Origin of the sequence: Vibrio ruber DSM 16370, from assembly GCF_900163965.1 — a bacterium.
GTDB classification, from domain to species: domain Bacteria; phylum Pseudomonadota; class Gammaproteobacteria; order Enterobacterales; family Vibrionaceae; genus Vibrio; species Vibrio ruber.
This window is the reverse complement of record NZ_FULE01000050.1, coordinates 1-26,733: the sequence shown is the minus strand read 5'-3', so window position 1 is coordinate 26,733 and position 26,733 is coordinate 1. Positions and strand designations below refer to the sequence as shown.

Genomic DNA, 26,733 nt, shown 5'->3' with positions numbered 1-26,733 from the left:
AGTACCAAGCGATAAAACCCCGGAGCAATGATCAAAATCCGTCGATTGAACGGATAATCAATGATTGGGTCTTTCGCACGATGTTGGAATGAGGGAGAGCTGTCTCAGGGGGACTCGCTTGGATGTACTGCTTGAACTATTTATCCCAGAGTTCGATAACCCGCGCTTGAATCTCTTCCGGATAAGCCCCTTTAAATGAACTATGCCGCAGGCGTCCGTTTCCAGGGGCAGGTTGCAGACAGTCATGTACGACTCGGTCAGCAGTATGTGCCTGACACTCTTCGTCTGTATAACAGGCCAGTAACGGCAGAATCGGGCCATGATCGATAACGCGGCGTTTGGTTGGATGCATCCGCGTCGGCAAAGCCCAGAGGTAATCGGCTGGATCGGTCGGATCAATATCATCATCCAGTACATAGATAACCGGACAGGTTGCACCATACTTGGTTTGCCAGATTTTTTGTGCGATTTGGTGAGCAAAGGCTTCACTATTCACACCGGGCAGCTTGTTACGCCAGTCGGAAGGGACCGTGACAAATAACCAGTGGTTGGCCGTCTCCAGCGGTGACCAGACCGTGGTCACGGGTAACTCGGCTTCACGCAGCATGGAAAGTGCTTCTGCGCTCATCGCGACACCGACAGCAGTATGGAATTCATCAATCGGACGGCCTTCCGGGACGAATGGCCAGATGGCGTCATCGCGGTAAGTAATACACTCAACGTGATAGACGGGCTGCATACTGGTTTCGGTCACGACATACCCCGGGTACTCGCCAAACGGCCCTTCTTCACTGTCACGTTCGATGGAAATATGTCCTTCAATGACGATTTCGGCACTCGCCGGAACTTCCAGATCGATCGTTTCGCACCGTACGACATCAATCGCCTCGCCAAAGTGTCCGCCGAGGTAGTCACTTTCATTTTCGTAATCATCGAGTGGCATTGATGAGACGATGGGTAAGGCCGGCTCACACCCCTGTACTAAGGCATAAGGCATGGGTTTGCCAATTTTACGCCACTCTTCCCAGACACAGGCAATATGTTGCGGCAGCATAATCAGCCCTGTCATACGGTGAGCATCTAACTTCTGAATTCTGGCGATCGACCAGTTGGTCCATTGACCGTCAGGTGTACGCGCCACAATTGTGCCCCAGGTATTGCAGTAAGGGCCGCCGTCGCCTTCATGAAGATAAGGAATCGGAAATCGATCAAGGCTGGCATCGGCACCGTGGAGAATATTCTGTTTACAGGGGGCGGTTGCGACGATATTGGGCGGAATCCGTTCAGCAGAAGTCGATTTTGCCAGAGATTCGACAATCTCTTGCCATGATGCATCTTCAGGCAGTCCGACAGAGAGTGCGACCCGCGCAGCCGGTTTATCTGCAATTGAGCTGATTGCTGCCGGAGCGCCCATTGCTCTCATGCCTTTATCGGTGCCAAGAATATGGCTGAATAGAGGAGCCGGGGCGTGAAGGTCATAGCCACGTCGTGTAATCGCCGCCATTTCAAGATGGGGGGCAACAGCTCTGTCAACGTGACGGATATCCCCGAGTTGTTCCAGTTTTTCAATATATTGACGAAGGTCTTTCATACGTTGCATAACGTCATTACCTCATAGAGTCTTTGTGAATTATGTTGCTTATCTATAAGGAGTGTACTCTTATGTTCGTATACGAACAATTTATTTATATTTATCGATCCATATTATTTGTGGGTATACGGTAACGGATGAGGCTGTTAAGTGGTTTGCAACAACTGCAAGATAGCCTGAGGCATTTGAGCCGGGGCGTGAAGCCGGATTTGTTTATGTCTGCCCGACTCGCCTTTTTCTATTTCGATATGACTTTTCGCAATTTTAAATTGTTTGGATAAAAATTTAATCAGATGCGCATTGGCTTTGCCATCGACTGGTGGCGCGGTAATGGCGATTTTGAGTTCATCGCCATGTAATCCGACAATATTGTCACGACTTGCCTTTGGCTGAATATACAGCCTCAGGATAAGATCTGCGCCTTCCTGACAGATGTCTGCCATTACAGCTGATTCCATAGCGGGCCAATAAAGTCACCGACCATGATGTTAATGAACTGCAATAAAATGAAGACCACCAGCACGCTCAGATCAATGCCACCCAGATCCGGTAAAATTTTTCTGACCGGCATGAGGAAGGGTTCTGTAATTTGGATAAAAACATACTCAATCGGGCTTCTGCCTTGACTGACCCAACTCAGAATTGCACGAATCAGTAATACCCAGAACAGTAATCCGCCTGCCGCTTTAATCAAAGCAAGCAGCCCCAAGAATAAAAAGTAGCTGCTGAATCCTGCCGCACCACCGGAAGCAAGCATCACGAGGATGGTGAATTTCAGTACGCACAACACATAGGCGAATAATACCGTTGCCAAGTCAATGCTGCCGAGTGACGGAATAATACGGCGTAGCGGGCCGACGATTGGCTGAGTTGCTTTCACCACAAATTGGGAAAAAGGATTATAAAAATCGGCACGGGCGGCCTGAAGCCAGAGACGCATCAGAACGACCATGATGTACAGGTCAAACAGGGTAGAGATCAGAAAACTCATTGAATTCATAAATTGCCCTTAATTCGCGGATATGCCGTCTCGGTCTATCCGTCATGATCATTAAAATTGTTTTTCCATCGCTTCGGCACGTTTTACCGCAGCTTGCATTGCTTGTGCAACCACTTCAGGAAAATTGTGTTCATTGAAGGTACGGATTGCTTCAGCCGTCGTTCCCCCTTTTGAAGTCACCTGTTCTCTGAGAGTGGCCAGATCGGTGTCCGGATTTGCCTGCACCATAGCTGCAGCGCCTACGGCACTCTGCTGAACCAGTAAGCGTGCCGTTTCGGTGTCAAATCCTTGCGCGATCGCCTCTTTTTGCATCGCTTCCATAAACAGAAAGAAATAGGCGGGTGCACTGCCTGCTGCGGCAATGATCCCGTTGATCTGAGATTCATCACTAACCCAACAAACTTCCCCGACGGATTGAAACAACGCTGTTGTAAATGCCCGATCTGTTTCCGTCACTGATGTCGTGGCAAATAACCCGCTCATCCCTTGATTGATAAGGGATGGCGTATTGGGCATTACCCGAATCAGGTTGAGATCCGGCGCATTCAGCATTTCACTCAAGCGCTGACAACTGATGCCCGCCGCGATAGAAATGACCAGCTTTTGTGACAAATCAATATCATGAAAGTGACGACAGACGTCAGCCATGAGTTGGGGTTTCACGGCGAGAACCACGACATCTGCTTGCTGTACGGTTTGATGATTGTCGTGTGATGTCCGGATACCATAATTATTTGCCAGCGGTAATAAGTGCCGATCGGTCGGGGCTGTCGCGGTGATTTGTGTTGCCGGATATCCGTTGCCAACAAATCCGGCAATGATCGCTTTTGCCATATTGCCGGCACCGATGAAGGCGATCTGTCTTTGTTCCATAGATAGTTTCCTTCGTGTTTTAGCGTCAGGTATTTGAATAATCTCGGGCACCAAAAATGGCGGTTCCGATTCTGACGATGGTACTACCTGCTGCAATCGCAGCTTCCATATCTCCACTCATTCCCATGGAAAGCGTATCCACTTCGGGATAGGTTTCTTGTAGTTTTGTCTTCAGTATGGCTAATTTCTTAAACGCAGCCAGTTGAGCATCATAGTCCGGCACATTTTCCGGAATTGACATTAATCCTCTTAACGTGAGGTTTGGCAGCGAAGAAATCAATGCAGCCAGTTGAAAAATCTCCTGCTCTTTTGCACCGGATTTTGAGTTTTCACCACTGGTATTGACCTGAATCAGCACCTGAAGCGGCAGCATTCCTGCCGGTCTTTGATCGTTGAGACGCTGGGCAATTTTCTCTCGATCAATGGTATGAACCCATGCAAAGTGCTCTGCAACCTGACGTGTTTTATTGGACTGTATCGGACCGATAAAGTGCCATTCTAACGGTTTGTCCGGTGCATGTCGGGCGAAGTGCTGCACTTTTTCGACCCCTTCCTGCACATAGTTTTCACCGAAAGCAAGCTGTCCGGCCTGAATGGCCTCAGCGATCGCTTCAACTGGTTTGGTTTTGCTGACTGCCAGCAAAAGAACAGCGTCTCGAGTACGGCCACATTTTTCTTGAACCCGCTCGATATCTGACATGATATGTTGAATGTTTTGTGCAATCGTACTCATAATTGGTTGTCTAAACAGGTAATTGTAAAAGATTCATTATAAACCGTTCATGATAAACGATTCATTGTAAGCCGAACACCGCCAGCGGATAAATGTTCAATCGATGTATTTCCCCGATAAAAACGAATGACTGAATCAACCCATGAATATATCAACGTTATTGGCTCTTAGTGTAAAACATAACGCATCTGATCTACATCTTTCTGCAAGCCATCCGCCGATGTTACGCATTGATGGCACATTGAAAAAGCTGGAATGTGAAATTTTATCCAGTCAAACGGTACTGGCTTTGACGGAATCGATGATGACGACCGCCCAACGTCAACAATGTTGTGCTGCCAAAGAAGTCGATTGGTGTTATCAGAGTGAATATGGCCGTTTCAGAGTGAACCGTTTTGTTCAAAATAGAGGTTATGCAGCAGTGATGCGCTACATCCCGAGTGATATTCCGACGTTACAATCACTTGATGTACCCGATATTGTGGCTGATATTTGTCGTTATCGTCAGGGGCTGGTACTGGTCACGGGGGCGACAGGTTCAGGCAAGTCGACCACGCTGGCTGCGATGCTCGATGCAATCAACGGCCGTGATGCGAAGCATATCGTGACAATTGAAGATCCGGTTGAGTTTGTTCACTCTTCTCAGCAGTCTTTAGTTCATCACCGGGAAATCGGGCGTGACAGTGCCTCGTTTGCGGATGCGCTCCGTGCAGCATTAAGAGCAGATCCTGATGTGTTGCTGATTGGTGAACTGCGGGATCCGGAAACTATTCGGTTAGCGTTGACCGCTGCGGAAACCGGGCACTTGGTGTTGGCAACATTACATACCCGGAATGCTGCTCAATCGATTGATCGGATCATTGATGTTTTTCCCGCGGATGAACAAGGCAGAGTTCGCAGTGTATTGGCCGAATCGCTTCAGGCCGTGATTGCTCAGCAGTTATTGCCCAGAGTCGGGGGCGGACGCGTCGGTTGTTATGAAGTGTTGATAGCGACTTCTGCTGTGCGGAATTTGATTCGGGAAAACCGCCTGCCTCAGATTGAATCCGTCATGCAGGCTGGCGCTGGCCGTGGCATGAGAACCATGCTGCAAGACCGACAGCGTTTATTGAATCTCGGGATAGTTTTACAGGAGGCGAATTGAAAACAGAGTCAGAAGAGAACGTGGGGGAATTACTCGCCCCACTGTGCTTCAAACCAGCTCTCGAGAATGATAACGGCTGACTGACAGTCGACATTGCCTTTTTTCAGCGCCCGAAAGCCGCCTTGTTCAAAGAGCGTACTACGCGCTTCGGTGGTGGACAGACGTTCATCATGCAGTTCAACCGGTAAACCGAAACGGCCGTGCAGACGGTTGGCAAATTTTTTCGCCCGCGGTGTAATGGTGTCTAAGTCTTTGCCGTGTAAATCGGTGGGTAAGCCGACGATGATAAGGTCGGGCTTCCATTCCGTAATCTGCTTCTCAATATCTTCCCATCTCGGGATACCGTCTTTGGCCGGGAAAGCTTTCAGGGGGGATGCTGTTCCGGTGATTTCCTGACCGACTGCACTGCCGATACTCTTGGTGCCATAATCAAAGGCCATGATGGTTTTGGACATGTTTTACTCTTTACTCAATAGATCCGCTTGACTTTGTGGTGTTAAGCGTGTCCGGCCATCGTTGATAGCTGTGCCGGAGTGATGCCCAGTTTTTTGACCGCGCGATCCCACTTTTCATGAATCGGTGTGTTAAAAATGACATCAGGATCCGCTTCAATGGTCAGCCATGAATTATCAACCAACTCACTTTCCAGTTGCCCGGCTTCCCAACCTGAGTAGCCGAGTGTAACCAGATAATGACTGGGTTCTGCGTCTGTGCCCAGCACGGCCAGAATATCTTTAGACGTCGTGACACTCAGCTCATCGGTCATTTGCAGGCTGGATTCATAATAATCTTTCGGGCGATGTAGAATAAAACCGCGATCAGAAGAAATCGGGCCTCCGTTAAAAACAGGGCTCTTCAGGCTCTCGGTATGCTCCTGCGGATAAAGCGGAGCAATATCGACCTGTTTGAGCATGGTTTCTATCGTAATGTCAGTCGGGGCATTGATCATCAGCCCCATCGCACCTTCTTCATTATGTTCACAAATGTAAATCACACTGTTCTTGAAGTACGGATCCTGCATTCCCGGCATCGCTACAAGAAAATGATTGGTTAAATTCATCAGATGAGCCCTCATTATTCAGCGTAAAATTCTACATCATTTATGCGTTTACGCGACGCTCGATAGCGTCCATGAGCTTGCCTGTAATTGAAATTTGATATTTCGCTTCAATTTCCCGGACACAGGTTGGGCTGGTGACATTAATCTCGGTGAGTTTATCACCAATCACATCGAGACCGACAAAGATTAAGCCTTTTTCCTTGAGTGTCGGTGCGATTTTTTCCGCGATTTGACGATCAGTTTCCGTCAGCGGCCGGGCTTCTCCGGTACCACCGGCTGCCAGATTACCTCGTGTTTCACCTTTGGGCGGAATTCGGGCCAGACAGTATGGCATCGGCTCACCGTCAACCACCAGAATACGTTTATCCCCATTACTGATATCCGGTACAAAGGTTTGCGCCATGCAGTAATTCTGACCTTGGTTGGTCAGGGTTTCAATAATCACGGAAAGGTTCGGATCACCTGATTTCACACGGAAGATCGACGCGCCACCCATTCCGTCCAGCGGTTTAAGGATAATATCACCGTGCTGTTGTTGAAACGCTTTGATTTTCTCTGCTTTGCGGGTCACGATGGTTGTTGGTGTTAATTCGGGGAACCACGCCGTAAACAACTTCTCATTACAGTCACGCAGACTCTGCGGTTTATTGACAATCAGGGTGCCCTGTTCTTCGGCTCTTTCCAGAATATAGGTCGCGTAGATGTATTCAGTATCAAATGGGGGATCTTTACGCATCAGTACCGCATCAAGCTCAGACAGGGCGATATTCTGGCTGGATTGAATATCATACCAGTGGTTCGGATCTTCCTGCAGATGCACAATTTGGGTGTCGGCATAAGCCACGCCTTGATCTAAATGCAGACCATCCATTCTGATATAGTGAACTTCATAGCCACGACGCTGTGCCTCAAGCATCATTGCAAAAGTGGTGTCTTTTTTGATGTTGATCGCTTCAATCGGATCCATCACAACGCCTAGTTTAATCATTTTTTATTCTCCAACTATTCAATTGGCTATTTAGCCGAGGTCACCAAAACGCACTTGCAGGGCGGTAATCGCCGTTAAGGCTGCCGTTTCTGTTCTGAGTACGCGGGGACCGAGTAATATTTCTTCAAATTGATGATTTTTAGTCATCTGAATTTCTTCAGCAGACAGACCACCTTCCGGACCGATGAGCAGCCGGATGCCTTTGTCCGGTGCCGGCAGGGTATTGATTGAATACGATGCACGAGGATGAAGGTTCAGTTTTATCGCGTCTGTTGCTTCACTGCACCAGTCTGCCAGTGACATGATCGGTCTGATCTCAGGAATCGTATTGCGGCCGCATTGTTCACAGGCTGCAATGACAATTTTTTGCCATTGTTGCAATTTTTTCTCAAAGCGTTTTTGATCCAGTTTGACACCACACCGTTCTGACAACAGCGGGGTGATGGTATTCACACCGAGCTCTACGGATTTTTGAATGGTAAATTCCATTTTGTCTCCGCGTGAAATCACCTGACCAAGATGCAGGTGCAAGGGGGATTCATTGTCGCGAACAACGGCTTCTCCGACTTGCGCAGTCACTGTTTTTTTACTGACTTCGGCCAATATGGCCGGATACTCTGCGCCATGGCCGTCAAACAATAAGATTTCCTGCCCTGTTTGCATTCTCAGCACGCGACCAATATGACCGGCGGCATCTTCACTTAATGTCACCAGACTCACGGGGGAGATGTTCTCCGGGTGGTAGATACGGGGCATTCTCATAGATTTTCCTGAATCGATTGTTCCTGAACCGGTTTGTTCGCAGGGTGGTTCTTAACAAGCTTGCCATCATTCAGGCAAGGCTTGTCGCTTTAATTGGGTATAAGATGGGCGCTGCAGACTTAAATTACAAGAGCAACGGTTGAAAACTAAAAGGAAAAATTTAGTTTGTCATGCATGCCCGTCACCATTGTATCTCAATGGTTGATGACATCGGGTACAACGATAGATGGCTTGCTGGCGCTGTACTTTTCGGTGGCGGCGAACCGACAGCGAAAACGTCTGACACTGACAATGATATGCAAAGGTTTCTCCCGTGACCGAACGGGTATCAAATTGATGTGTCGTCTGCGGTGGTAAATTGAATACCTGCAGCATTACCGATTGCCACTCTGAACCATGTGGTCTGACTCGCCCGTAAAGATGGTGAACCAGCAGATGCGCAATTTCATGGGGAATCACTTGTTGTAAAAACTCGCTTTGATTTTCAAGCAATAACACCGGGTTTAAGCGAACTTCCCAGAGGTGGCAATAGGCTTTACCGGCTGCTTTCCCACGTAACTGATAGCTGAGGGCCGGTTGGGGGAAAGGATGTTGAAAGTAGCGCGACGCTTGCTCAATACAAGACTGGATACAAGCAGTAACCCGGGTATGGAGTTCAGCGGGTATCGGTGAGGCTGACACGTTTTTCTACCTTTATCTTTTGGGGCATTTCAAGTTGTGGGACGTGAAAATACAAGCTACTTATCATGTCGGTTTCTGGACATATAAGCAAGCCCTCCGAATGGAGGGCCTGATGTTAAAAATAATATTGTGTAAGAACAGCTCCGGCTTATTTCAGACCGGCAAAGTCTCGCAGTAATGCTGATTTATCGGTTGCTTCCCATGGGAATTCATCGCGGCCGAAGTGACCGTAAGCCGCTGTCTTTTTATAAATCGGCTGTAACAGATTAAGCATTTCCTGAAGTCCGTACGGACGGAGGTCGAAGTAGTGACGAACTGCTTCAATGATGATGTCGTGTGCGACTTTTTCGGTGCCGAAAGTTTCAATCATGATTGAGGTCGGATCCGCTACACCGATCGCATAAGACAATTGAATTTCACAACGATCTGCCAGACCGGCAGCAACAATGTTCTTCGCAACATAACGTGCTGCGTAGGCTGCGGAGCGGTCAACTTTTGATGGATCTTTCCCGGAGAAAGCACCACCACCGTGACGCGCTGCACCACCGTATGTATCAACAATGATTTTACGCCCCGTCAGACCACAGTCACCCATCGGGCCACCGATGACGAAACGACCGGTCGGGTTGATAAAATATTTGGTTTCTTTCGTTAACCATTCGCTCGGCAGTGTTGGTTTGATGATCTCTTCCATCACCGCTTCTCTCAGTGAATCGGTTGAAATCGAGTCGCTGTGTTGCGTGGATAGTACGACTGCATCGATCCCGACAATCTTGCCTTCGTTGTATTGGAAAGTGACCTGTGATTTTGCATCCGGACGCAACCAAGGCAGAGTGCCGTTTTTGCGTACTTCTGACTGACGTTGTACCAGACGGTGTGCGTACGTGATTGGTGCAGGCATCAGCACGTCGGTTTCATTCGTCGCGTAACCAAACATGATACCTTGGTCACCGGCGCCTTGCTCTTTCGGGTCAGCGCGATCAACGCCCTGATTAATATCGGGAGACTGTTTGCCGATGGTATTTAAAACCGCGCAAGAGTCAGCATCAAATCCCATATCTGAATGGGTATAGCCGATTTCACGGACGGTGGTACGGGTTAATTCTTCAATATCAACCCAAGCTGATGTCGTGATTTCGCCACCAACCATGACCATGCCTGTTTTGACATAGGTTTCACAGGCAACACGCGCTTTCGGGTCTTGTTCTAAAATCGCATCAAGTACGGCATCGGAAATTTGATCAGCAATTTTATCGGGATGTCCTTCTGATACGGATTCAGAAGTAAACAGATGCTTTGTCATGAGAACTCCACTCAGATGATGAGCAAGTCATACTGAACACTTACTCGAAATTATTTGCAAACAAGCGCTAAGCGCAAGAGATGTTTTTACATCTAGACGTCTATTTTATGCAGCATAAACGGAATTACAAGCCTTTTTTCGTGACCAATAAACATCCTGATGCGTATAGGGAGGGCGCGGAATTTTTGACTTGTGAAAAATAACCGACAAATCTGCGACAGATAGCGCATTTATTGGGACAGTAAATCGATTGCGCCAAGGAAAGGGCTTTGCGACAATATGGTGCTTTTTTTAATATAGTATTTTTAAATACGGTGTTGTTTCGTCGTAATCTACTTTATTCATTTTTTGCTTTATGACTTTCAGGAGCTGACATGTCTTCCCAAAAACGTCTCGCGAATGCGATCCGCGCTTTAAGTATGGATGGTGTTCAACAAGCCAATTCAGGTCACCCCGGCGCCCCGATGGGGATGGCGGATATCGCTGAAGTGCTGTGGCGCTCTCATCTGAACCACAACCCACAAAACCCGAATTGGGCTGACCGCGACCGTTTCGTCCTCTCTAACGGCCACGGCTCGATGCTGATTTATTCATTGTTGCATCTGACCGGTTATGACCTGTCGATTGATGACCTGAAGAACTTCCGTCAGCTCCATTCCAAAACACCGGGTCACCCGGAATACGGCTATGCTCCGGGGATTGAAACCACCACCGGTCCGCTGGGACAAGGTATCACCAATGCGGTCGGGATGGCGATTGCTGAAAAAGCGCTCGCGGCACAGTTCAACCGTGACCAACACACCATTGTTGACCATCACACTTATGCTTTCCTCGGGGACGGCTGTCTGATGGAAGGGATATCTCATGAAGCCTGCTCTCTGGCCGGGACTTTGGGGCTGGGCAAGCTGATTGCGTTTTGGGATGACAACGGGATTTCGATTGACGGCCATGTTGACGGCTGGTTCAGCGATGACACGGCCAAACGCTTTGAAGCATACGGCTGGCATGTTATTCCGGCAGTCGACGGCCACGATTCTGCGGCGATTGAAGCGGCAATTGAAGCGGCAAAAGCAGAAACATCGCGTCCGACGCTGATTTGTACGAAAACGGTGATTGGTTTTGGCTCACCGAACAAATCCGGCTCGCATGATTGTCACGGTGCCCCGCTGGGTGCGGATGAAATCAAGGCAACGCGTGAGCAACTGGGCTGGGAATATGGCCCGTTTGAAATTCCGGCTGACATTTATGCGCAGTGGGATGCGAAAGAATCCGGTGCTGCCAAAGAAGCGGCATGGAATGACAAGTTTGCTGCATATCAGGCGGCTTACCCTGAGCTGGCGGCTGAATTCAAGCGTCGGGTCAATGGTGAGCTACCGGCTGACTGGGAAACGCAAACCAATCAAATTATTGCTGAGCTGCAAGCGAATCCGGCGACAATTGCATCACGCAAGGCGTCGCAAAATACACTGGAAGCTTTCGGTAAATTACTTCCTGAGTTTATGGGCGGCTCGGCTGACTTAGCACCGTCCAACCTGACCATGTGGTCTGGCTCGAAATCACTGACGGCTGAAGATGCGTCCGGTAACTATATCCATTACGGTGTGCGTGAATTCGGCATGACGGCCATCATCAACGGGATTGCGCTGCATGGCGGGTTTATTCCTTACGGGGCCACCTTCCTGATGTTTATGGAATACGCGCGTAATGCGATGCGGATGGCGGCACTGATGAAAGTGCAGAACATTCAGGTCTACACGCACGATTCGATTGGTCTGGGTGAAGATGGCCCGACCCACCAGCCGGTGGAGCAAATGGCGACCCTGCGTCTGACCCCGAATATGAGCACCTGGCGTCCTTGTGACCAGGTTGAATCGGCCGTGGCGTGGAAACTGGCGATTGAACGCAAAGATGCACCGACAGCGTTGATTTTCTCACGTCAGAATCTGGCTCAGCAGGAGCGTGATGCGACTCAGGTGGCAAACATCGCCAAAGGCGGCTACATCCTCAAAGATTGTCAGGGCACACCGGATTTGATTCTGATTGCGACCGGCTCTGAAGTGGATTTGGCGGTTCAGGCAGCAGCGGAGCTGACAGCAAAAGGCAAGCAGGTACGAGTGGTTTCGATGCCTTCAACCGATGCATTTGACCGTCAGGATGCGGCTTACCGTGAAGCGGTACTGCCTGCTGCGGTGACAGCACGTGTTGCGATTGAAGCGGGTATTGCCGATTACTGGTACAAATATGTCGGTCTCAATGGCCGGATTGTCGGCATGACCAGCTTTGGTGAGTCAGCACCGGCGGGCGAGTTGTTCAAACTGTTCGGCTTTACTGTCGAGAATGTCGTCGAAGTCGCGTTGTCTTTAGGGTAAATACAAGGCGATAACGACTCATGAACTGATGCCGGGCGACTGTCCGGCATTTTTTTCTTCGGATGATAGGTCTGCCGTGATACTTGCGGTCAGCAAGTCTGTCTGTCGTTGATATCATGCTGCTACGGAAAGAGATAACCCATGTTATTTTTTAGACTATCCGTTACTATCATCACTCTAATTGAAATCAAGAATAAGAATAAAAGGTGAGGGAAGAAATGCTAAGAATCGCCATCAATGGTTTTGGCCGGATTGGCCGGAATATTTTGCGAGCTGTCTATGAAAGTGGCAAGAACCAGCATATTGAAGTGGTGGCCGTCAATGAACTGGCTCAACCTGACGCGATGGCTCATCTCCTCCAGTATGACTCGAGTCATGGCCGGTTTTTTAAAAAGGTTCGTCATGATCAAGAGCATTTGTATATCAGCCATGATGATGGCCGATCTGATGCAATCCGGATTCTTCATTTACCTGAGCCGAAACGTCTACCGTGGAATGATCTGGACATCGATATCGTGCTCGATTGTACCGGTGTTTTTGGCAGTCGGGAGGATGGGCTCGCCCATTTGGAAGCCGGGGCACGGCAGGTTCTTTTTTCACACCCCGGAGGCCATAACTTAGATAATACTATTATCTATGGGGTTAACCATGATTCGTTGAAAGCCGAGCATCGCATTGTTTCTAATGGCTCGTGTACAACCAATTGTATTGTACCGATTATCAAAGTGTTGGATGAGAATTTTGGCATTGATTCCGGTACCATCACCACCATTCATTCGGCCATGAATGATCAACCGGTGATTGATGCCTATCATCATGATTTGCGCAGAACCCGTGCGGCCAGCCAGTCGATTATTCCGGTAGACACCAAGTTACATAAAGGGATCGAGCGCATTTTTCCCAAGTTTTTAAATAAGTTTGAAGCCATTTCCGTACGGGTGCCGACGGTGAACGTTACCGCGATGGACTTAAGTGTCACAATTAACACAAATGTTAAAGTTAATGACGTAAATCAAACCATAATTGATGCTTCACAGTGTACATTACGGGGCATTGTTGACTATACTGAAGCTCCACTTGTTTCGACCGATTTCAATCATGATGCGCATAGCGCCATTGTTGACGGGTCACAAACAAGAGTCAGTAACGGACGGCTGGTAAAAATGCTGGTCTGGTGCGATAACGAATGGGGTTTTGCGAACCGTATGTTGGATACGGCTTTAGCAATGGATTCACTACAGTAGCAGTTTACCGAGAACGAAGATGTATTTATTTTTTAGAGCGAAATAAATAAGATGGCTGCGACGGGTGAATACAATATCAAGATAAACGATGGTTCGGCAGGGTTGCGGAACTGTCAAAATATTTTCCAATATTGCAATTTGAGGGGACAACCATGTCTGTAATCAAGATGACTGACCTGGATTTAGCAGGTAAACGCGTATTTATTCGTGCCGATCTGAATGTGCCGGTAAAAGATGGCAAAGTAACATCAGATGCACGGATCTTGGCATCACTGCCAACGATTAAACACTGTCTTGCAGCTGGTGCAAAAGTCATGGTGACATCTCACCTCGGTCGTCCGACTGAAGGTGAATATGCAGAGGAATTCTCACTTCAACCAGTCGTTAACTACTTACAAGATGCACTGGATTGTGAAGTGAAACTCGCCAAAGATTATCTGAATGGCTTAACACTCAATGCCGGTGAATTAGTTGTGCTTGAGAATGTTCGCTTTAACAAAGGCGAGAAGAAAAATGATGAAGCGCTGTCTAAACAATATGCAGCACTGTGTGACGTATTTGTGATGGACGCATTTGGTACCGCTCACCGTGCGCAGGCATCAACTCACGGTGTGGGTATGCACGCACCGATTGCGTGTGCCGGTCCTTTGCTGGCAAATGAGCTGGATGCATTGGGTAAAGCGATGGATAACCCGGCTCGTCCGATGGTTGCGATTGTTGGTGGTTCAAAAGTTTCAACCAAACTGACTGTGCTTGAGTCGTTGTCAAAAATTGCTGACCAATTAGTTGTCGGTGGCGGTATCGCGAATACCTTTATCGCAGCAGCCGGCCATAATGTCGGTAAGTCTCTGTATGAAGCTGACCTTGTTGAGACTGCGAAAAAACTGATGGACGAGTGTGCTATCCCGGTTGCAACTGACGTTGCCTGTGCCAAAGCGTTTGACGAAAATGCAGAAGCAGAAATCAAAGACGTATCTGAAGTTCAAGACGACGACATGATTTTCGACTTAGGTCCTGACTCAACTGCGGCTCTGGCAAAAATTCTGAAAGAAGCAAAAACAATTCTTTGGAATGGCCCTGTCGGTGTTTTCGAATTCAAGAATTTTGAAGCAGGTACCAAAGGTATCTCTCAAGCAATCGCTGATTCAGAAGGTTTCTCTGTTGCCGGTGGCGGTGATACGCTGGCTGCAATTGATAAATTCGGTATTAAAGCGGATGTCTCATATATCTCGACTGGCGGTGGTGCTTTCCTTGAGTTTGTTGAAGGAAAAACTTTACCAGCTGTTGAAATGCTGGAAGCGCGCGCAAAAGCATGATGATATCAAGCGGGAGAAGATACGACTCCCGCTTTCTGTTTACCTCCGGCGGCAATTGTGCAAGAACGATGGTTATTTGCTAGAATAGTTGCCATTACAGGTAAACACCTACAGCATACGTTTGTAAAAATTGATTAAATAGTTTTATTTTAAACGACAGAAAATAGGATCAAATCCATGTCTAAGGTCTTCGATTTTGTAAAACCAGGAGTCATTTCTGGCGATGATGTTCAGAAAGTCTTTCAAGTAGCGAAAGAAAATAAATTTGCACTGCCAGCTGTTAATTGTGTCGGTACTGATTCTGTAAACGCGGTACTGGAAGCAGCTGCAAAAGTTAAGTCTCCGGTGATTGTTCAGTTTTCTAACGGTGGCGCTGGCTTCTTTGCCGGTAAAGGATTGAAACTTGAAGGTCAGCAAACTCAGATTCTGGGTGCGATTGCTGGTGCCAAATATGTTCATACCGTTGCTGAAGCTTATGGTGTGCCTGTCATTCTTCATACTGACCATGCAGCTAAAAAACTGCTGCCATGGATCGATGGTCTGCTGGATGCCGGTGAAAAATTCTTCGCTGAAACAGGTAAGCCACTGTTCTCTTCTCACATGATTGACCTGTCAGAAGAAACTCTGGAAGAAAACATCGAGATTTGTGAAAAATATCTAGCGCGCATGGCAAAAATGAACATGACGCTTGAAATCGAACTGGGTTGTACCGGCGGTGAAGAAGATGGCGTTGATAACTCAGATATGGACACTTCTGAGCTGTACACTTCTCCTGAAGATGTTGCTTATGCATACGAAAAACTGAATGCTATCAGCCACCGTTTCACGATTGCTGCTTCTTTCGGTAACGTCCACGGTGTTTACAAACCAGGTAACGTTGTATTGACACCAACGATCCTGCGTGATTCTCAGGCACATGTTTCTGAAAAATTCGGTCTGCCTGAAAACTCTCTGAACTTTGTATTCCATGGCGGTTCTGGTTCCAGCGAAGCGGAAATCCAAGAATCAATCAGCTACGGTGTGATCAAAATGAACATCGATACTGATACTCAGTGGGCAACATGGGATGGTATCCGTCAGTATGAAGCGGACAACCACGATTATCTGCAAGGCCAAATCGGTAACCCGACTGGTGAAGATGCGCCGAATAAGAAATACTATGATCCACGTGTTTGGTTGCGTGCCGGCCAAGCATCTATGGTGAAGCGTCTTGAAAAAGCATTTGCAGATTTGAATGCGATTGACGTGCTATAATTTGAATTCATATCAAATTATTGTTAGAAAACCCGTTCTGATGAGCGGGTTTTTTTATAACTGATATAATCAGTGTGGCGTTGATATGACTTGTTTGATAGTTGATATCGTAGAAAATAATCAGTTTTATGATAAAAAGAGGGAAAATAAATGGCTGGAGAATCACTCATGAATGACGCAATACCTTTGTCTGATAGCTTATCTCAGGTGAATGGCTGGTTAGAAAATAACTCGGATATCTTATTACAGTATGGTGTGAATATTATCGCTGCTCTTCTGATTCTGTTCTTTGGTAATATTTTCGTCAAAGTCATTGCTGGTAGCGTTGCTAAGGTTTTGCGTAAAAAGGATATGGATCCGGCCGTTATTGAATTTATTCACGGCTTGGTGCGCTATTTGTTATTTGTCATTGTTCTGATTGCTGCATTAGGCCGTATCGGAGTACAAACCGCATCGGTTGTCGCAGTGATTGGTGCTGCCGGTTTAGCGGTTGGTTTAGCGCTTCAGGGCTCTCTGTCAAACTTTGCTGCCGGCATTTTGATTGTTGCATTCCGCCCGTTTAAATCCGGCGACTATGTCGAAGTAGCTGGTGTTGCCGGCTCTGTGGAAAGTATCCAAATCTTTCAAACGATTTTGAAAACCCCGGATAATAAAATGGTTGTCGTGCCGAATTCTTCTGTTATCGGCGGGGCGATTACCAACTACTCACGTCATGCAACACGCAGAATCGATCTGATGATCGGTGTTTCTTATTCCGCTGATTTACAGAAGACCAAACAAGTTCTGCGTGAGACGGTTGAACGTGATGACCGTATTTTGAAAGATCCTGATGTAACGATAGGTGTTCATACTTTGGCAGATTCATCGGTGAACTTTGTTGTTCGGCCTTGGGTAAAAACCGCAGATTATTGGCCGGTTTATTTCGATTTAATGATGAATATTAAACAAGCACTTGATGCAAATGATATTGAAATCCCATTCCCACAAATGAGTGTTCATTTGAACAAAGTGGATAAAGCCGATTAATGCCATTTCCTGAGCAAAGCGGTGTCGTGATACACCGCTTTTTTATGCCTTCCACATTCATAGCAGGAGGTATTCTCTTTTCTGGCAGAGAACCTGTGATGTATTGATTCACGGCCAGAAAATGCGAGATCCGATATTTTCAAAACTGGTATGTTTTCTTGCTATTTAAGACTGTCGTTAGCGTTTTGTTATTTTTGTCACAGGCAGATTTAATTACAATCAAATTATCCTATGATTGAATACCTGAGTGGTTTCAAAATAAGGATTCAGTGTGATGAATTCTGCATCAGAGAAGATTTGAGAATAATTCTTAATATGTTATGTGGGAGTGAAAGTTATGCGGTTGATGATTCTGAGTTTAATGATGTTTTGTCTACACGGTTATGCAGCGGAAGTGAACTTCCCACATATATCTGTAACCGGATTTGGTGAAGTCACAGTGGTGCCCGACAGTGCTGTATTTTCTGTTCAGGTTGAGCAATCGACACTGAATGCAGAACAGGCGAAAGAGAGTGTGGATACCGTTGTGCGCCAATTCTCAAAACAATTACAGGAACTAGGCGCTAAAGCTGAACAAATTTCCAGTTCTAATCTATCCCTTGCCCCCCAGTATCACTATCCTGACGAAGGGAAGCCTGAATTGGTTGGTTATCGGGCAAGCCGTAGTGTGACCGTGTCGGTTGCTCAATTGGATAAATTGAATGAGTTTCTGGATGCGGCGCTGGAATCCGGGATTAACCGCATTGATCGCATTACACTTCAGGTGAAAGATCATCAGAAATATCAGGCTCAGGCGAGAGATAAAGCGATTCAGGATGCGTCAACGAAAGCCCTGTCGATCGCCAAAGGATTCAAACGGACGCTCGGTCCGGTATGGCAGGTCGATTATCACTCCCAGCAAGCTAAGCCGATGATGATGCGTGCTGTTTCTATGAATGAGAAAGAAGGTTTGCAGGATTACCAGGATAAGACGATTGTGATCAGCGACAGCGTTGATGTGTTATATCGCTTGAACTAATTTGGTCTGCGTCAGTCAGTCTTAGACGAAAGTTTAACATTGGTTGAATATTGAGCAATTTATCAAAGTTGGTATACTACCAGCCTTATTGAATTTATCGCCCCAGCGTTGACCGGAACAACAATTTTACCCATCTAAAGAGAAGTGAAAAAATTATAAGGAGACCAAGATACTGGGCAAATGAGGCTAAGTGGTATGTTGAATCATTTTCTGGTGAGATTAACAATTGGTTCTTTAGTGATCCTCGGTATTAAATTGAGTGCGTTGTATTTTTTACCGATGGTGTTGCTGTTGAATACACATAATAAAGAATTTTTCGGTTGGTAAGTTCGACGAAAGTCAAAGAAAACGGGGCGCTTCAGCGCCCCGTTTGTTTTTGCCGCTTTTTGAGCGGTGCATAGGCTCAATTACAGTACATGAACCGATGCGGTGTTGGTTGTTCCTGAAGCAACTAAGGCACCAGAAACCATGACGACGATATCGCCTTTACGGCCCAATTCTGTTTCCAGAGCCAATTTCTTACCAGAGATATAGAAATCATCTGTGCTGGCAATTGAATCAACAACGATTGGCGTAACACCTTTCGTTAAGACTAGTTGTGCTGCAGTTTTCTGGTTAGTCGTCAAAGCGATGATGTGTGCTGTCGGGAAATATTTTCTGACAGAACGCGCTGATTTTCCGCCTTGAGTTGCAACAACGATCAGTGGTGCAGCCAGCTTTTCAGCTGTATCAACTGCCCCTTTACATACGGCTTCTGTAATTCTCAGGCGAGGGCTGTCGAGTCGAGAACCCAGCTCAGCTTTTTGAGCACTGTCTGTGCGCGCTGCGATTTGAGCCATGATACGTACCGCTTCTACCGGGTATTTACCTTTCGCCGTTTCACCGGATAGCATCACTGCATCAGTACCATCCATGATCGCATTTGCAACGTCTCCCGCTTCTGCACGAGTCGGACGTGGATTCTTAATCATAGAATCGAGCATTTGAGTTGCAGTAATGACTACTTTTCTGGCACGGTTACATTTTTCAATCATCATTTTTTGAGCAAAGATGACTTCTTCTGCCGGGATTTCAACCCCTAGATCACCCCGGGCAACCATGATACCGTCAGACAATTCGAGGATTTCATCGAAATTATCAACGCCTTCCTGGTTTTCAATTTTAGAAATGATTTGAATATCCTGACCGCCGTGTGCAGCAAGGAATTCACGGATTTCACGGACGTCGTCTGCTTTACGAATAAATGAAGCAGCAACGAAGTCTACGCCTTGCTCACAACCGAATTTCAGATCAGACTTATCTTTGTCTGAAAGTGCCGGCAGTTTGACGGAAACACCAGGTAAGTTGACCCCTTTGTTTTCGCCTAAAGCACCGTTGTTGAGAACTTGACAGGTTACTTCGGTTTCTGTTTTTTCGAGCACTTTCATTTCGAGCAGGCCATCATCGACCAGGATGGTATTACCAACACTTAAATCTTGTGCAAAACCTGAGTAAGTCACGGCAACGCGCTCTTGGTTACCGATGACGGTTGTATCTGTCGTAAACGTAAATGTTTGTCCTGCGACGAGCTCGACATCTTCACCATTTTCTAACTTTGTTGTGCGGATTTCCGGTCCTTTGGTATCCAACAAAATTGCCAATGTCTTGCCAAGGTTTTTCATCACCTGACGAAAGTTCACAATACGAGTTCCATGCTCTTCGTAGTCACCGTGAGAGAAGTTAAGACGCATGACATTCATGCCTGCGTTAACAAGTTCTGTTAGCTTCTCTACGGATTCAGTTTTAGGGCCAATCGTACAAACGATTTTGGTCTTCTTCATGGAAAATACGCTCCGATAATTGTATCAATTTGAAAGATAGTGAGTGCCGTAAAGTGCAGTCAGTGGCCCTTGTCTTTTACTCTTGAAGAGCCGATTGCTTCTCTCTGTCAAATACACTTTAAAGCTGAAACTCTTTCAACAAAACGGTTATTTTATAACTACACATAACCGCTTGTTTTGTGTGAAAACCACGCAAGGATCCGATGTTTTCGTCATTGCGAGGTGGGTTTTCAGTAAGTACACATTCAATTTTGTAATTTTCTTACTTTCACCGAGCAGAATTCTAACACTGAATGAATGGAATATCACGGCCTAAGAATTGTCTTAGGACAATGTTTTAGCATGAAAGATTAATTTTTATTATCGAAATAAATAGACAAAAATATTTCGAATTGATTATTATATATTTCATATCGAAACCTATTTGTTTTTTATTTATGTTGAAACGAAACACTCAAGCAAGACGTCATGAAATTGTCCAACGTGTCAATCAGATCGGAGAGGTCAGTGTTGAGGAACTTTCTGAACGGTTTAATACATCCGAAGTAACGATCCGTAAGGATCTTTCCTCTTTAGAAAAAAATGGCCTATTGCTCAGACGCTATGGTGGTGCAATTTCGCTACCGAAAGAAGTTGTCATTGATGAGTTTGATAAAAATATTTCGATTCAAAAGATATCTCTCGCACGAGAAGCTGCCAAATTGATTCGTGATCATCACCGTATTGTGATCGACAGCGGAGGTACAACCACTGCGTTGATTCAACAATTAAATGAAAAACGTGGGTTAGTTGTGATGACGAACACCCTGCAGATTGCCAATGCACTTCACGAACTGGAAAACGAACCGACACTATTGATGACGGGGGGGACTTGGGATCCGCATTCTGAATCTTTTCAGGGGCAGGTGGCAGAATCGGTATTACGTTCTTACGATTTTGATCAGTTGTTCATCGGGTGTGACGGGATTGATTTGTCCCGGGGAACGACCACATTTAATGAGCTGACAGGGCTCAGTCGTGTTATGGCAGAAGTTTCCCGTGAAGTGGTCGTGATGGCTGAATCAGACAAGATTGGTCGCAAAATTCCCAACCTCGAGCTGGGCTGGGAGCGAATCGATGTGCTCGTGACCGATAGCAATATTACGGATGAGCAAGTGGCTATGATCGAAGCCAATCAGGTGAGAGTCATTCAAACTAAAGTGAATTAAATGGTTCGGATGAGAATGGCGCGGATTTAAGCGCTTTTTTGTCGGAGCAGAACATATTGAAATTTAAGTGGAGTTACGAATTATGTGTGGAATTGTTGGTGCCGTGGCACAGCGTGATATTGCAGAAATATTGGTCGAAGGGTTACGTCGTCTGGAATACCGGGGTTATGATTCAGCAGGAGTTGCGATAGTTGATGCACAGAATCACTGTACCCGGATTCGTCGTCTTGGCAAGGTGCAGGAACTGGCCGATGCTGTTAACGCTGCCAATGTGAGTGGTGGAACCGGTATTGCTCATACCCGCTGGGCGACACATGGCGAACCCTCAGAAACCAATGCTCACCCACATGCCTCCGGTGATATAGCCGTGGTGCACAATGGCATCATCGAAAATCATGAAGCATTGCGAGAGTTGCTTCAAAGCCGGGGTTACGTCTTTGAGTCTCAGACCGATACCGAAGTCATTGCCCACTTAGTGGAATGGGAATTGCGCCAGAGTGAATCACTGGTTGAAGCCCTGCAGAAAACTGCCAAACAGCTCGAAGGGGCATATGGAACGGTTGTGCTTGACCGCCGTGATCCCAGCCGCTTGGTTGTCGCACGTTCAGGTAGCCCGATTGTGATCGGGTTTGGCGTCGGTGAAAACTTCCTTGCTTCGGATCAGTTGGCTTTATTAAGCGTAACGCGCCGCTTTATGTATCTTGAAGAAGGGGATGTCGCTGAGATTACCCGTAGGAGTGTGACCGTTTTTGACGGGCAAGGTCAACCGGTTGAGCGTGAGATCATCGAATCGAATGCTGAACATGATGCCGGTGATAAAGGTCAATACCGTCACTTTATGCAAAAAGAAATTTTTGAACAGCCGAACGCGCTGAAGCAGACGATGGAAGGTCGGGTGACGCACAACTCGGTGATCATCGACAGCATTGGCACTCATGCGAAAGAGATTTTGAGCAAAGTCGAACACGTTCAGATCATTGCATGCGGGACATCATATAACTCTGGTATGGCAGCACGCTACTGGTTTGAATCTCTGGCAGGCGTCAGTTGTGATGTAGAAATTGCTTCCGAGTTCAGATACCGTAACTTTGTGGTTCGCCCCAACAGCTTGCTGATCACCTTATCTCAGTCTGGTGAAACTGCAGATACACTGGCCGCTTTACGCATCGCAAAAGAAAAAGGCTATATGGCTGCGATGACGATTTGTAATGTGTCCGGTTCGTCTCTGGTACGTGAATCCGATTTTGCATTTATGACCCGAGCCGGCACAGAAATCGGTGTGGCATCGACCAAAGCATTCACCACTCAGTTAGCTGCGATGTTGATGTTGGTGGCCGGTTTAGGCCGTCAAAAAGGGAATATCGATGCTGAAAAAGAAGCGGAGATCGTTCAGGCGATCCATGAACTACCTGTTCAGATTGAAAGTGCTTTAGCCTTTGATAAAGCGATTGAAGCACTGGCGGAGGATTTTGCGGATAAGAATCACACTCTTTTCTTAGGGCGTGGTGAGTATTATCCGATTGCTATGGAAGCGGCACTGAAACTCAAAGAAATTTCTTATATCCATGCTGAAGCTTACGCGGCCGGAGAGCTAAAACATGGCCCGCTGGCATTGATTGATGCCGATATGCCCGTCGTAGTGATTGCACCGAACAATGACCTGCTGGAAAAACTCAAATCCAACGTGGAAGAAGTCCGCGCTCGTGGCGGTTTGCTCTATGTTTTTGCTGACGAGAAGGCCGGTTTTGAAGACAGTGAGGGGATGAAGATCATCAAGATGCCGCACGTCCACGAGATCACCGCCCCGATATTTTACACGGTCCCAATGCAGCTATTGTCTTATCACGTCGCGTTAATTAAAGGCACCGATGTCGATCAGCCACGTAACTTAGCAAAAGCGGTTACAGTTGAGTAAGGATTAGGTACCAGAAATATTGTTGTGTAGGAGAGGAATAAAGTCTCATTATAAGTAATAAAGATTCATACTGAGTATTAAAGTATCATACTAAAATGGCAGCGATCGGATCGGGACGCTGCCATATTTTAGGTTAGAGCAAGAGTTCTAAGGTTAAGCTAACGGAATTATTTGGCTTAGTTTTTCTAATTTATAAGCATCAGACGATACACGCTCTACACCTAAGGGTTTTGATACTGGAAGTCCTACTCCTACCTTTCTTCTTGAATTGCCATGCTTCACCTTGCTATTCGTTGTTCTCAATTAACTCAGTATCCAAAATTACTGGTAAGGATCAAAGTTAAGGGTTCAACATAATCGTATGGTGGCGGGTGGTTACTTAGTGGCAGCTCGAATCACAGAGAAAATGGTTAGAAGAGGAATGCTCTCTCATGACCGCCAAAAATTCCCTAAAACAGCCTTGATAGTTGTTTGAAGCTATTTTCCTGTGGTACTACGTAATCCATCGGTTAGTAAAAACGCTATGAGTTTATTTAGTAAATAACTCAACCTGCCAGTAAATGGTGCCAATGAAAGGTGAGGCACTTCACAAGGTGGTTATATACCTACTGCATTCATTTAATTTTTGAATAAGCTGTTCTATATGCAATGAGTTGATTTTATCAAGCTCGTGTGCTGATAACAGATATATAGAAGACATAAAAAGGAATGTTGTTATGAGCTTTTGGAAAGTACTTGGTGGTGTTGCCGTTGGTGTTGGCGCGGTTGCTGCTGCTCCGTTTACAGGTGGTGGATCTATTTTGGGCGCAGCGACACTCGCAGGCTCTTTAGCTGGCGCTGGAACCGTTGCTGCTGCAGTTGGAGCAGGAGCCGTTGGCGCAGCTGTTGGTGCTGCAATGGACAGCGACAATGATATTAAAGAGAAGGCTTACCGCGAGGGTAAAGCTGATGGGGTTACAGAAAACGCGGTTAAGTTGCAGCAGCTAGAAAACAAACTGAAACAAGCCGTAGCTAAGCTCAAAGATTCAGTGGCTTACTACGATACTATTTATGCCATGGAGGCTGTAGCCTTGGCTGTGGCTCACTGCGATGGCTCTTTTTGTGACGATGAGCGAACACAGATTGATGAGTTTATCGCCGGTGTTGCGTTTGGCTCTCTGCCTGACGAAATTAAGCAAAAACTAACCGAGATATACGAGAGCCCGCTGAATATCCGCGAAGCATTTGAGCTGGTTAAGCGCGCGGATCTCGATTTGGAGCTAGTGGACGAAATCATCGATGTCGTTGTACATGCAGATGGTCATGTGCATGAAAATGAAAGTGCCTTTATCCAGGCATGGAATGAGTTGAAAGCTGCAGCATGAGCATAACGTCAAAGGAAATCAGTCATGGACAGGCAGGATAGATTTAAGAAGCGCCAAGCCTTTCGAGAAAAACGTAAACAACAGCCGCGTCTGTTTGAAGCAGTATCGTCTGAATTGGTCGGTCAGATTTTAGACAGTGAGGTTGATAACGCTCGTTTAAGCTCACTTGATTACACTGCTAACCTAGCCTGTCCCATTGAGGCTGATCCGGCTGAAGCTCAGGCGTTGCTGCTGGAAATGCGTACTGCATTTGAGCAGCAACGGGTCAACGATGTGCTGGGTAAAGCCCAACGTGATGTGTTGCAGTCTATTGCCGGGCCTTTTGGTTTAGGCAAAATGCTAAGTGCTTACGACAAAGTCGGCGGCAATGTGGATACTATCCATAATGCGCGTCAAGGCATCTATGCCACTAAAGAAGCACAGCAGAATTACGAGCAGCGAGGTGATTACGATACTCACGCTGTGCATAGCCACACCAACTATGTCGACCATAACCGACGTAATTCCACTTCTAGAAAAACTGTAGGTATCGAGGACTGCTACAGTGGCGATACGCTGGGCTATCACGACAAGACTGACCTTGAGCATGTGATCTCCGGCAAACAGACCCATGACGATGGCGGTCGGGTTCTTGCTGGAATATCGACTGAAGAGCTGGCTAACCAGAACGAAAACCTGATCCCAACCCACGCTTCGATTAATCGCTCCAAAAAAGCCAAGTCACCGGAAGAGTTTGCCCGCTTCCTTGAAGACACATCTGCCGGGCGGAGGGATCGTATCAATCAGTTGAATCAGCAGAGCAGTCTGACGGATAAAGAGTGTAAAGAGCTGGCTAAACTTGAGCAGTTGGAAAAAGTCGATCCGGAAAAAGTTCGCTCCCAGGGCGAACAGGCTCAGAAAGCACAAGATAGTGCGATCAACAAGAAATATTATTCCAGCAAAAAATTCTGTAATGATGTTGTTTCTAGCGGTGCTAACGAAGGCTTCAAAATGGGCGTACAACAGGCATTCGGAACTTTGCTGATTGAGCTGTTCTCTGCGACATTTGAGGAGCTTCGGGCGGTGTTCCGCTTGGGGCTGGAAGGCCCATCGCTGTTTGCTGATGCTAAAGTCCGGCTCAAACGTATTGGCCAGCGCGTGGCCGCTAAATGGAAAGATGCAATTGCAGGTTTTTCGGGCGGGTTTATCTCCGGCTTTATCTCGAATTTCGTCACCGTGATTATCAATGCGTTTGTCACCACGGGCAAACGGGCAGTTCGCATGATCCGCGAAGGTATCTTTTCCCTGCTCAAGGCGGTCAAAACCCTGCTGTTCCCGCAGGAGGGGTTGTCCTATCGTGAGGCCGCTCATGAAGCTATGAAGCTAATTGCATCCGGTGGCATTGTGGTAGCGGGTGTTGCAGTCGAAGAAGCGATTGAGAAGTTTATTCTTAGCGTGCCTCTGTTAGCCCCGATAGCTGGAATGCTGACTGCAGTGCTAGTAGGGGCGTTATCGGCAATCGGAATATCACTAGTTTGCTACTTGCTTGACCGAGTGGACTTGTTTGGCGCGATTGAAATCCAGCGCAGCAAATTTGTATTGACCCAGTTGGATCAGGAGACCCAGCTTAGAATTGCCCGCTGCGATGACATTGCCGATGAAGTTGATCAATATCTAGAGACAACGCCACTAGTTGGCAACCTTGTTGGTCAATTTTACTCAGGCAAGCCGGGTAAAAATACTTAGCAGGCTCTTTCTGCTCTTTCTGCTCTTTCACCGACAGGTAACTCACATGGGTTTCCCGCGCTGGATTGATCTGCACTAATAGGACTGGACACTTCACGAAGCCACTTTGTAACCCTCCCCGAAAAAATGGACGCGGGTAAATAGGGCTTTTCCGTTTACACTGAAATAAACGGAGAGTGCATGATGAAAAAATCACGCTATACAGAAACGCAAATCGTCAAGATCCTGAAGGAAGTCGAAGCCGGCAGGAAAGTCAATGAAGTGTGCCGCGAATACGGGATCTCTGATGCAACCTACTATAACTGGAAATCGAAGTACGGTGGTATGGAAGCCTCTGAT

24 protein-coding genes are annotated in these 26,733 nt (G+C 46.8%); 12 read left to right on the top strand and 12 right to left on the bottom strand.

Translation table 11 applies throughout. The features are described 5' to 3' along the window. Positions 1–136 precede the first annotated feature (136 nt). From VR7878_RS17425 to VR7878_RS17405, 5 genes are all read right to left on the bottom strand, one after another. On the bottom strand, positions 137–1,600 hold the full coding sequence (locus VR7878_RS17425; RefSeq protein ID WP_077337312.1) for a UbiD family decarboxylase: 1,464 nt from the start codon (positions 1,598–1,600) through the stop codon (positions 137–139). Between the two features lie 137 nt (positions 1,601–1,737). Continuing rightward, a complete protein-coding gene (gene yggU, locus VR7878_RS17420; RefSeq protein ID WP_077337311.1) occupies positions 1,738–2,034 on the bottom strand; it encodes a DUF167 family protein YggU in 297 nt (98 codons plus the stop codon). Then, on the bottom strand, positions 2,034–2,591 hold the full coding sequence (locus VR7878_RS17415) for a YggT family protein (RefSeq protein WP_077337310.1): 558 nt from the start codon (positions 2,589–2,591) through the stop codon (positions 2,034–2,036). The genes yggU and VR7878_RS17415 overlap by 1 nt, the downstream gene beginning before the upstream one ends. 51 nt (positions 2,592–2,642) lie before the next feature. Beyond that, entirely contained in the window at positions 2,643–3,464 is an 822-nt protein-coding gene (gene proC / locus VR7878_RS17410; RefSeq protein WP_077337309.1) for a pyrroline-5-carboxylate reductase, read from the bottom strand. A gap of 25 nt (positions 3,465–3,489) precedes the next feature. Further along, positions 3,490–4,197 (bottom strand): YggS family pyridoxal phosphate-dependent enzyme, encoded by a 708-nt coding sequence (locus VR7878_RS17405; protein ID WP_077337308.1) that lies wholly within the window; start codon positions 4,195–4,197, stop codon positions 3,490–3,492. A 142-nt stretch (positions 4,198–4,339) separates the two neighbouring features. Between VR7878_RS17405 and VR7878_RS17400 the strand changes: the two genes are divergently transcribed. Continuing rightward, on the top strand, positions 4,340–5,341 hold the full coding sequence (locus tag VR7878_RS17400; RefSeq protein ID WP_077337307.1) for a type IV pilus twitching motility protein PilT: 1,002 nt from the start codon (positions 4,340–4,342) through the stop codon (positions 5,339–5,341). 29 nt (positions 5,342–5,370) lie between these two features. On the opposite strand, the gene ruvX is transcribed toward VR7878_RS17400, so the two are convergent. From ruvX to metK, 6 genes are all read right to left on the bottom strand, one after another. After that, positions 5,371–5,796 (bottom strand): Holliday junction resolvase RuvX, encoded by a 426-nt coding sequence (gene ruvX, locus VR7878_RS17395; protein WP_077337306.1) that lies wholly within the window; start codon positions 5,794–5,796, stop codon positions 5,371–5,373. Positions 5,797–5,837: 41 nt separating this feature from the next. Then, positions 5,838–6,401: a YqgE/AlgH family protein gene (locus tag VR7878_RS17390; RefSeq protein ID WP_077337305.1), complete on the bottom strand. Its 564-nt coding sequence runs from the start codon at positions 6,399–6,401 to the stop codon at positions 5,838–5,840. Positions 6,402–6,441: 40 nt separating this feature from the next. After that, positions 6,442–7,389, bottom strand: a complete 948-nt coding sequence (gene gshB / locus VR7878_RS17385; RefSeq protein WP_077337304.1) for a glutathione synthase — start codon at positions 7,387–7,389, stop codon at positions 6,442–6,444. Between the two features lie 30 nt (positions 7,390–7,419). Then, positions 7,420–8,151, bottom strand: a complete 732-nt coding sequence (gene rsmE / locus VR7878_RS17380) for a 16S rRNA (uracil(1498)-N(3))-methyltransferase (RefSeq protein WP_077337303.1) — start codon at positions 8,149–8,151, stop codon at positions 7,420–7,422. Between the two features lie 168 nt (positions 8,152–8,319). After that, entirely contained in the window at positions 8,320–8,832 is a 513-nt protein-coding gene (locus VR7878_RS17375; RefSeq protein ID WP_370737100.1) for a SprT family zinc-dependent metalloprotease, read from the bottom strand. A gap of 148 nt (positions 8,833–8,980) precedes the next feature. Then, positions 8,981–10,135 (bottom strand): methionine adenosyltransferase, encoded by a 1,155-nt coding sequence (gene metK, locus VR7878_RS17370; RefSeq protein WP_077337302.1) that lies wholly within the window; start codon positions 10,133–10,135, stop codon positions 8,981–8,983. 374 nt (positions 10,136–10,509) lie between these two features. Between metK and tkt the strand changes: the two genes are divergently transcribed. The 6 genes from tkt to VR7878_RS17340 all read left to right on the top strand — a co-directional run bounded on the left by tkt (position 10,510) and on the right by VR7878_RS17340 (position 18,362). After that, entirely contained in the window at positions 10,510–12,504 is a 1,995-nt protein-coding gene (tkt, locus tag VR7878_RS17365; RefSeq protein ID WP_077337301.1) for a transketolase, read from the top strand. A 218-nt stretch (positions 12,505–12,722) separates the two neighbouring features. Beyond that, positions 12,723–13,748, top strand: coding sequence for an erythrose-4-phosphate dehydrogenase (gene epd / locus VR7878_RS17360; RefSeq protein ID WP_077337300.1), 1,026 nt, complete (start codon positions 12,723–12,725; stop codon positions 13,746–13,748). A gap of 152 nt (positions 13,749–13,900) precedes the next feature. After that, a complete protein-coding gene (locus tag VR7878_RS17355) occupies positions 13,901–15,064 on the top strand; it encodes a phosphoglycerate kinase (protein ID WP_077337299.1) in 1,164 nt (387 codons plus the stop codon). A 177-nt stretch (positions 15,065–15,241) separates the two neighbouring features. Continuing rightward, positions 15,242–16,318, top strand: a complete 1,077-nt coding sequence (gene fbaA / locus VR7878_RS17350; protein WP_077337298.1) for a class II fructose-bisphosphate aldolase — start codon at positions 15,242–15,244, stop codon at positions 16,316–16,318. Between the two features lie 150 nt (positions 16,319–16,468). Beyond that, the gene (mscS, locus tag VR7878_RS17345; RefSeq protein ID WP_077337297.1) at positions 16,469–17,344 is read left to right on the top strand and encodes a small-conductance mechanosensitive channel MscS; all 876 of its coding nucleotides are present in this window, start codon (positions 16,469–16,471) and stop codon (positions 17,342–17,344) included. Between the two features lie 337 nt (positions 17,345–17,681). Further along, positions 17,682–18,362: an oxidative stress defense protein gene (locus VR7878_RS17340; protein WP_077337296.1), complete on the top strand. Its 681-nt coding sequence runs from the start codon at positions 17,682–17,684 to the stop codon at positions 18,360–18,362. A gap of 407 nt (positions 18,363–18,769) precedes the next feature. On the opposite strand, the gene pykF is transcribed toward VR7878_RS17340, so the two are convergent. Next, entirely contained in the window at positions 18,770–20,182 is a 1,413-nt protein-coding gene (pykF, locus tag VR7878_RS17335) for a pyruvate kinase PykF (RefSeq protein ID WP_077337295.1), read from the bottom strand. A 437-nt stretch (positions 20,183–20,619) separates the two neighbouring features. On the opposite strand from pykF, the gene VR7878_RS17330 reads away from it, so the two are divergent. The 5 genes from VR7878_RS17330 to VR7878_RS17310 all read left to right on the top strand — a co-directional run. After that, entirely contained in the window at positions 20,620–21,390 is a 771-nt protein-coding gene (locus tag VR7878_RS17330; RefSeq protein WP_077337294.1) for a DeoR/GlpR family DNA-binding transcription regulator, read from the top strand. A gap of 82 nt (positions 21,391–21,472) precedes the next feature. Then, positions 21,473–23,305 (top strand): glutamine--fructose-6-phosphate transaminase (isomerizing), encoded by a 1,833-nt coding sequence (glmS, locus tag VR7878_RS17325; RefSeq protein WP_077337293.1) that lies wholly within the window; start codon positions 21,473–21,475, stop codon positions 23,303–23,305. A 716-nt stretch (positions 23,306–24,021) separates the two neighbouring features. Continuing rightward, complete coding sequence (locus VR7878_RS17320; protein WP_077337292.1) at positions 24,022–24,669, top strand: tellurite resistance TerB family protein; 648 nt, start codon at positions 24,022–24,024, stop codon at positions 24,667–24,669. A gap of 24 nt (positions 24,670–24,693) precedes the next feature. Further along, positions 24,694–26,394 (top strand): hypothetical protein, encoded by a 1,701-nt coding sequence (locus VR7878_RS17315; protein WP_077337291.1) that lies wholly within the window; start codon positions 24,694–24,696, stop codon positions 26,392–26,394. 183 nt (positions 26,395–26,577) lie between these two features. Further along, positions 26,578–26,733 (top strand): transposase (locus VR7878_RS17310; protein WP_139344045.1); only part of this gene is annotated, 156 nt, incomplete at its 3' end.

Bases quoted from the DNA above. Each gene is read 5' to 3' on its own strand.
- VR7878_RS17415 (WP_077337310.1), bottom strand. From the start codon at position 2,591: ATGAATTCAATGAGTTTTCTGATCTCTACCCTGTTTGACCTGTACATC.
- pykF (WP_077337295.1), bottom strand. From the start codon at position 20,182: ATGAAGAAGACCAAAATCGTTTGTACGATTGGCCCTAAAACTGAATCC.
- gshB (WP_077337304.1), bottom strand. From the start codon at position 7,389: ATGATTAAACTAGGCGTTGTGATGGATCCGATTGAAGCGATCAACATC.
- VR7878_RS17400 (WP_077337307.1), top strand. From the start codon at position 4,340: ATGAATATATCAACGTTATTGGCTCTTAGTGTAAAACATAACGCATCT.
- epd (WP_077337300.1), top strand. From the start codon at position 12,723: ATGCTAAGAATCGCCATCAATGGTTTTGGCCGGATTGGCCGGAATATT.
- VR7878_RS17405 (WP_077337308.1), bottom strand. From the start codon at position 4,197: ATGAGTACGATTGCACAAAACATTCAACATATCATGTCAGATATCGAG.
- VR7878_RS17390 (WP_077337305.1), bottom strand. From the start codon at position 6,401: ATGAATTTAACCAATCATTTTCTTGTAGCGATGCCGGGAATGCAGGAT.
- mscS (WP_077337297.1), top strand. From the start codon at position 16,469: ATGGCTGGAGAATCACTCATGAATGACGCAATACCTTTGTCTGATAGC.
- VR7878_RS17330 (WP_077337294.1), top strand. From the start codon at position 20,620: ATGTTGAAACGAAACACTCAAGCAAGACGTCATGAAATTGTCCAACGT.
- ruvX (WP_077337306.1), bottom strand. From the start codon at position 5,796: ATGTCCAAAACCATCATGGCCTTTGATTATGGCACCAAGAGTATCGGC.
- yggU (WP_077337311.1), bottom strand. From the start codon at position 2,034: ATGGCAGACATCTGTCAGGAAGGCGCAGATCTTATCCTGAGGCTGTAT.
- glmS (WP_077337293.1), top strand. From the start codon at position 21,473: ATGTGTGGAATTGTTGGTGCCGTGGCACAGCGTGATATTGCAGAAATA.
- VR7878_RS17320 (WP_077337292.1), top strand. From the start codon at position 24,022: ATGAGCTTTTGGAAAGTACTTGGTGGTGTTGCCGTTGGTGTTGGCGCG.
- rsmE (WP_077337303.1), bottom strand. From the start codon at position 8,151: ATGAGAATGCCCCGTATCTACCACCCGGAGAACATCTCCCCCGTGAGT.
- metK (WP_077337302.1), bottom strand. From the start codon at position 10,135: ATGACAAAGCATCTGTTTACTTCTGAATCCGTATCAGAAGGACATCCC.
- proC (WP_077337309.1), bottom strand. From the start codon at position 3,464: ATGGAACAAAGACAGATCGCCTTCATCGGTGCCGGCAATATGGCAAAA.
- VR7878_RS17315 (WP_077337291.1), top strand. From the start codon at position 24,694: ATGGACAGGCAGGATAGATTTAAGAAGCGCCAAGCCTTTCGAGAAAAA.
- VR7878_RS17425 (WP_077337312.1), bottom strand. From the start codon at position 1,600: ATGCAACGTATGAAAGACCTTCGTCAATATATTGAAAAACTGGAACAA.
- VR7878_RS17355 (WP_077337299.1), top strand. From the start codon at position 13,901: ATGTCTGTAATCAAGATGACTGACCTGGATTTAGCAGGTAAACGCGTA.
- tkt (WP_077337301.1), top strand. From the start codon at position 10,510: ATGTCTTCCCAAAAACGTCTCGCGAATGCGATCCGCGCTTTAAGTATG.
- VR7878_RS17340 (WP_077337296.1), top strand. From the start codon at position 17,682: ATGCGGTTGATGATTCTGAGTTTAATGATGTTTTGTCTACACGGTTAT.
- fbaA (WP_077337298.1), top strand. From the start codon at position 15,242: ATGTCTAAGGTCTTCGATTTTGTAAAACCAGGAGTCATTTCTGGCGAT.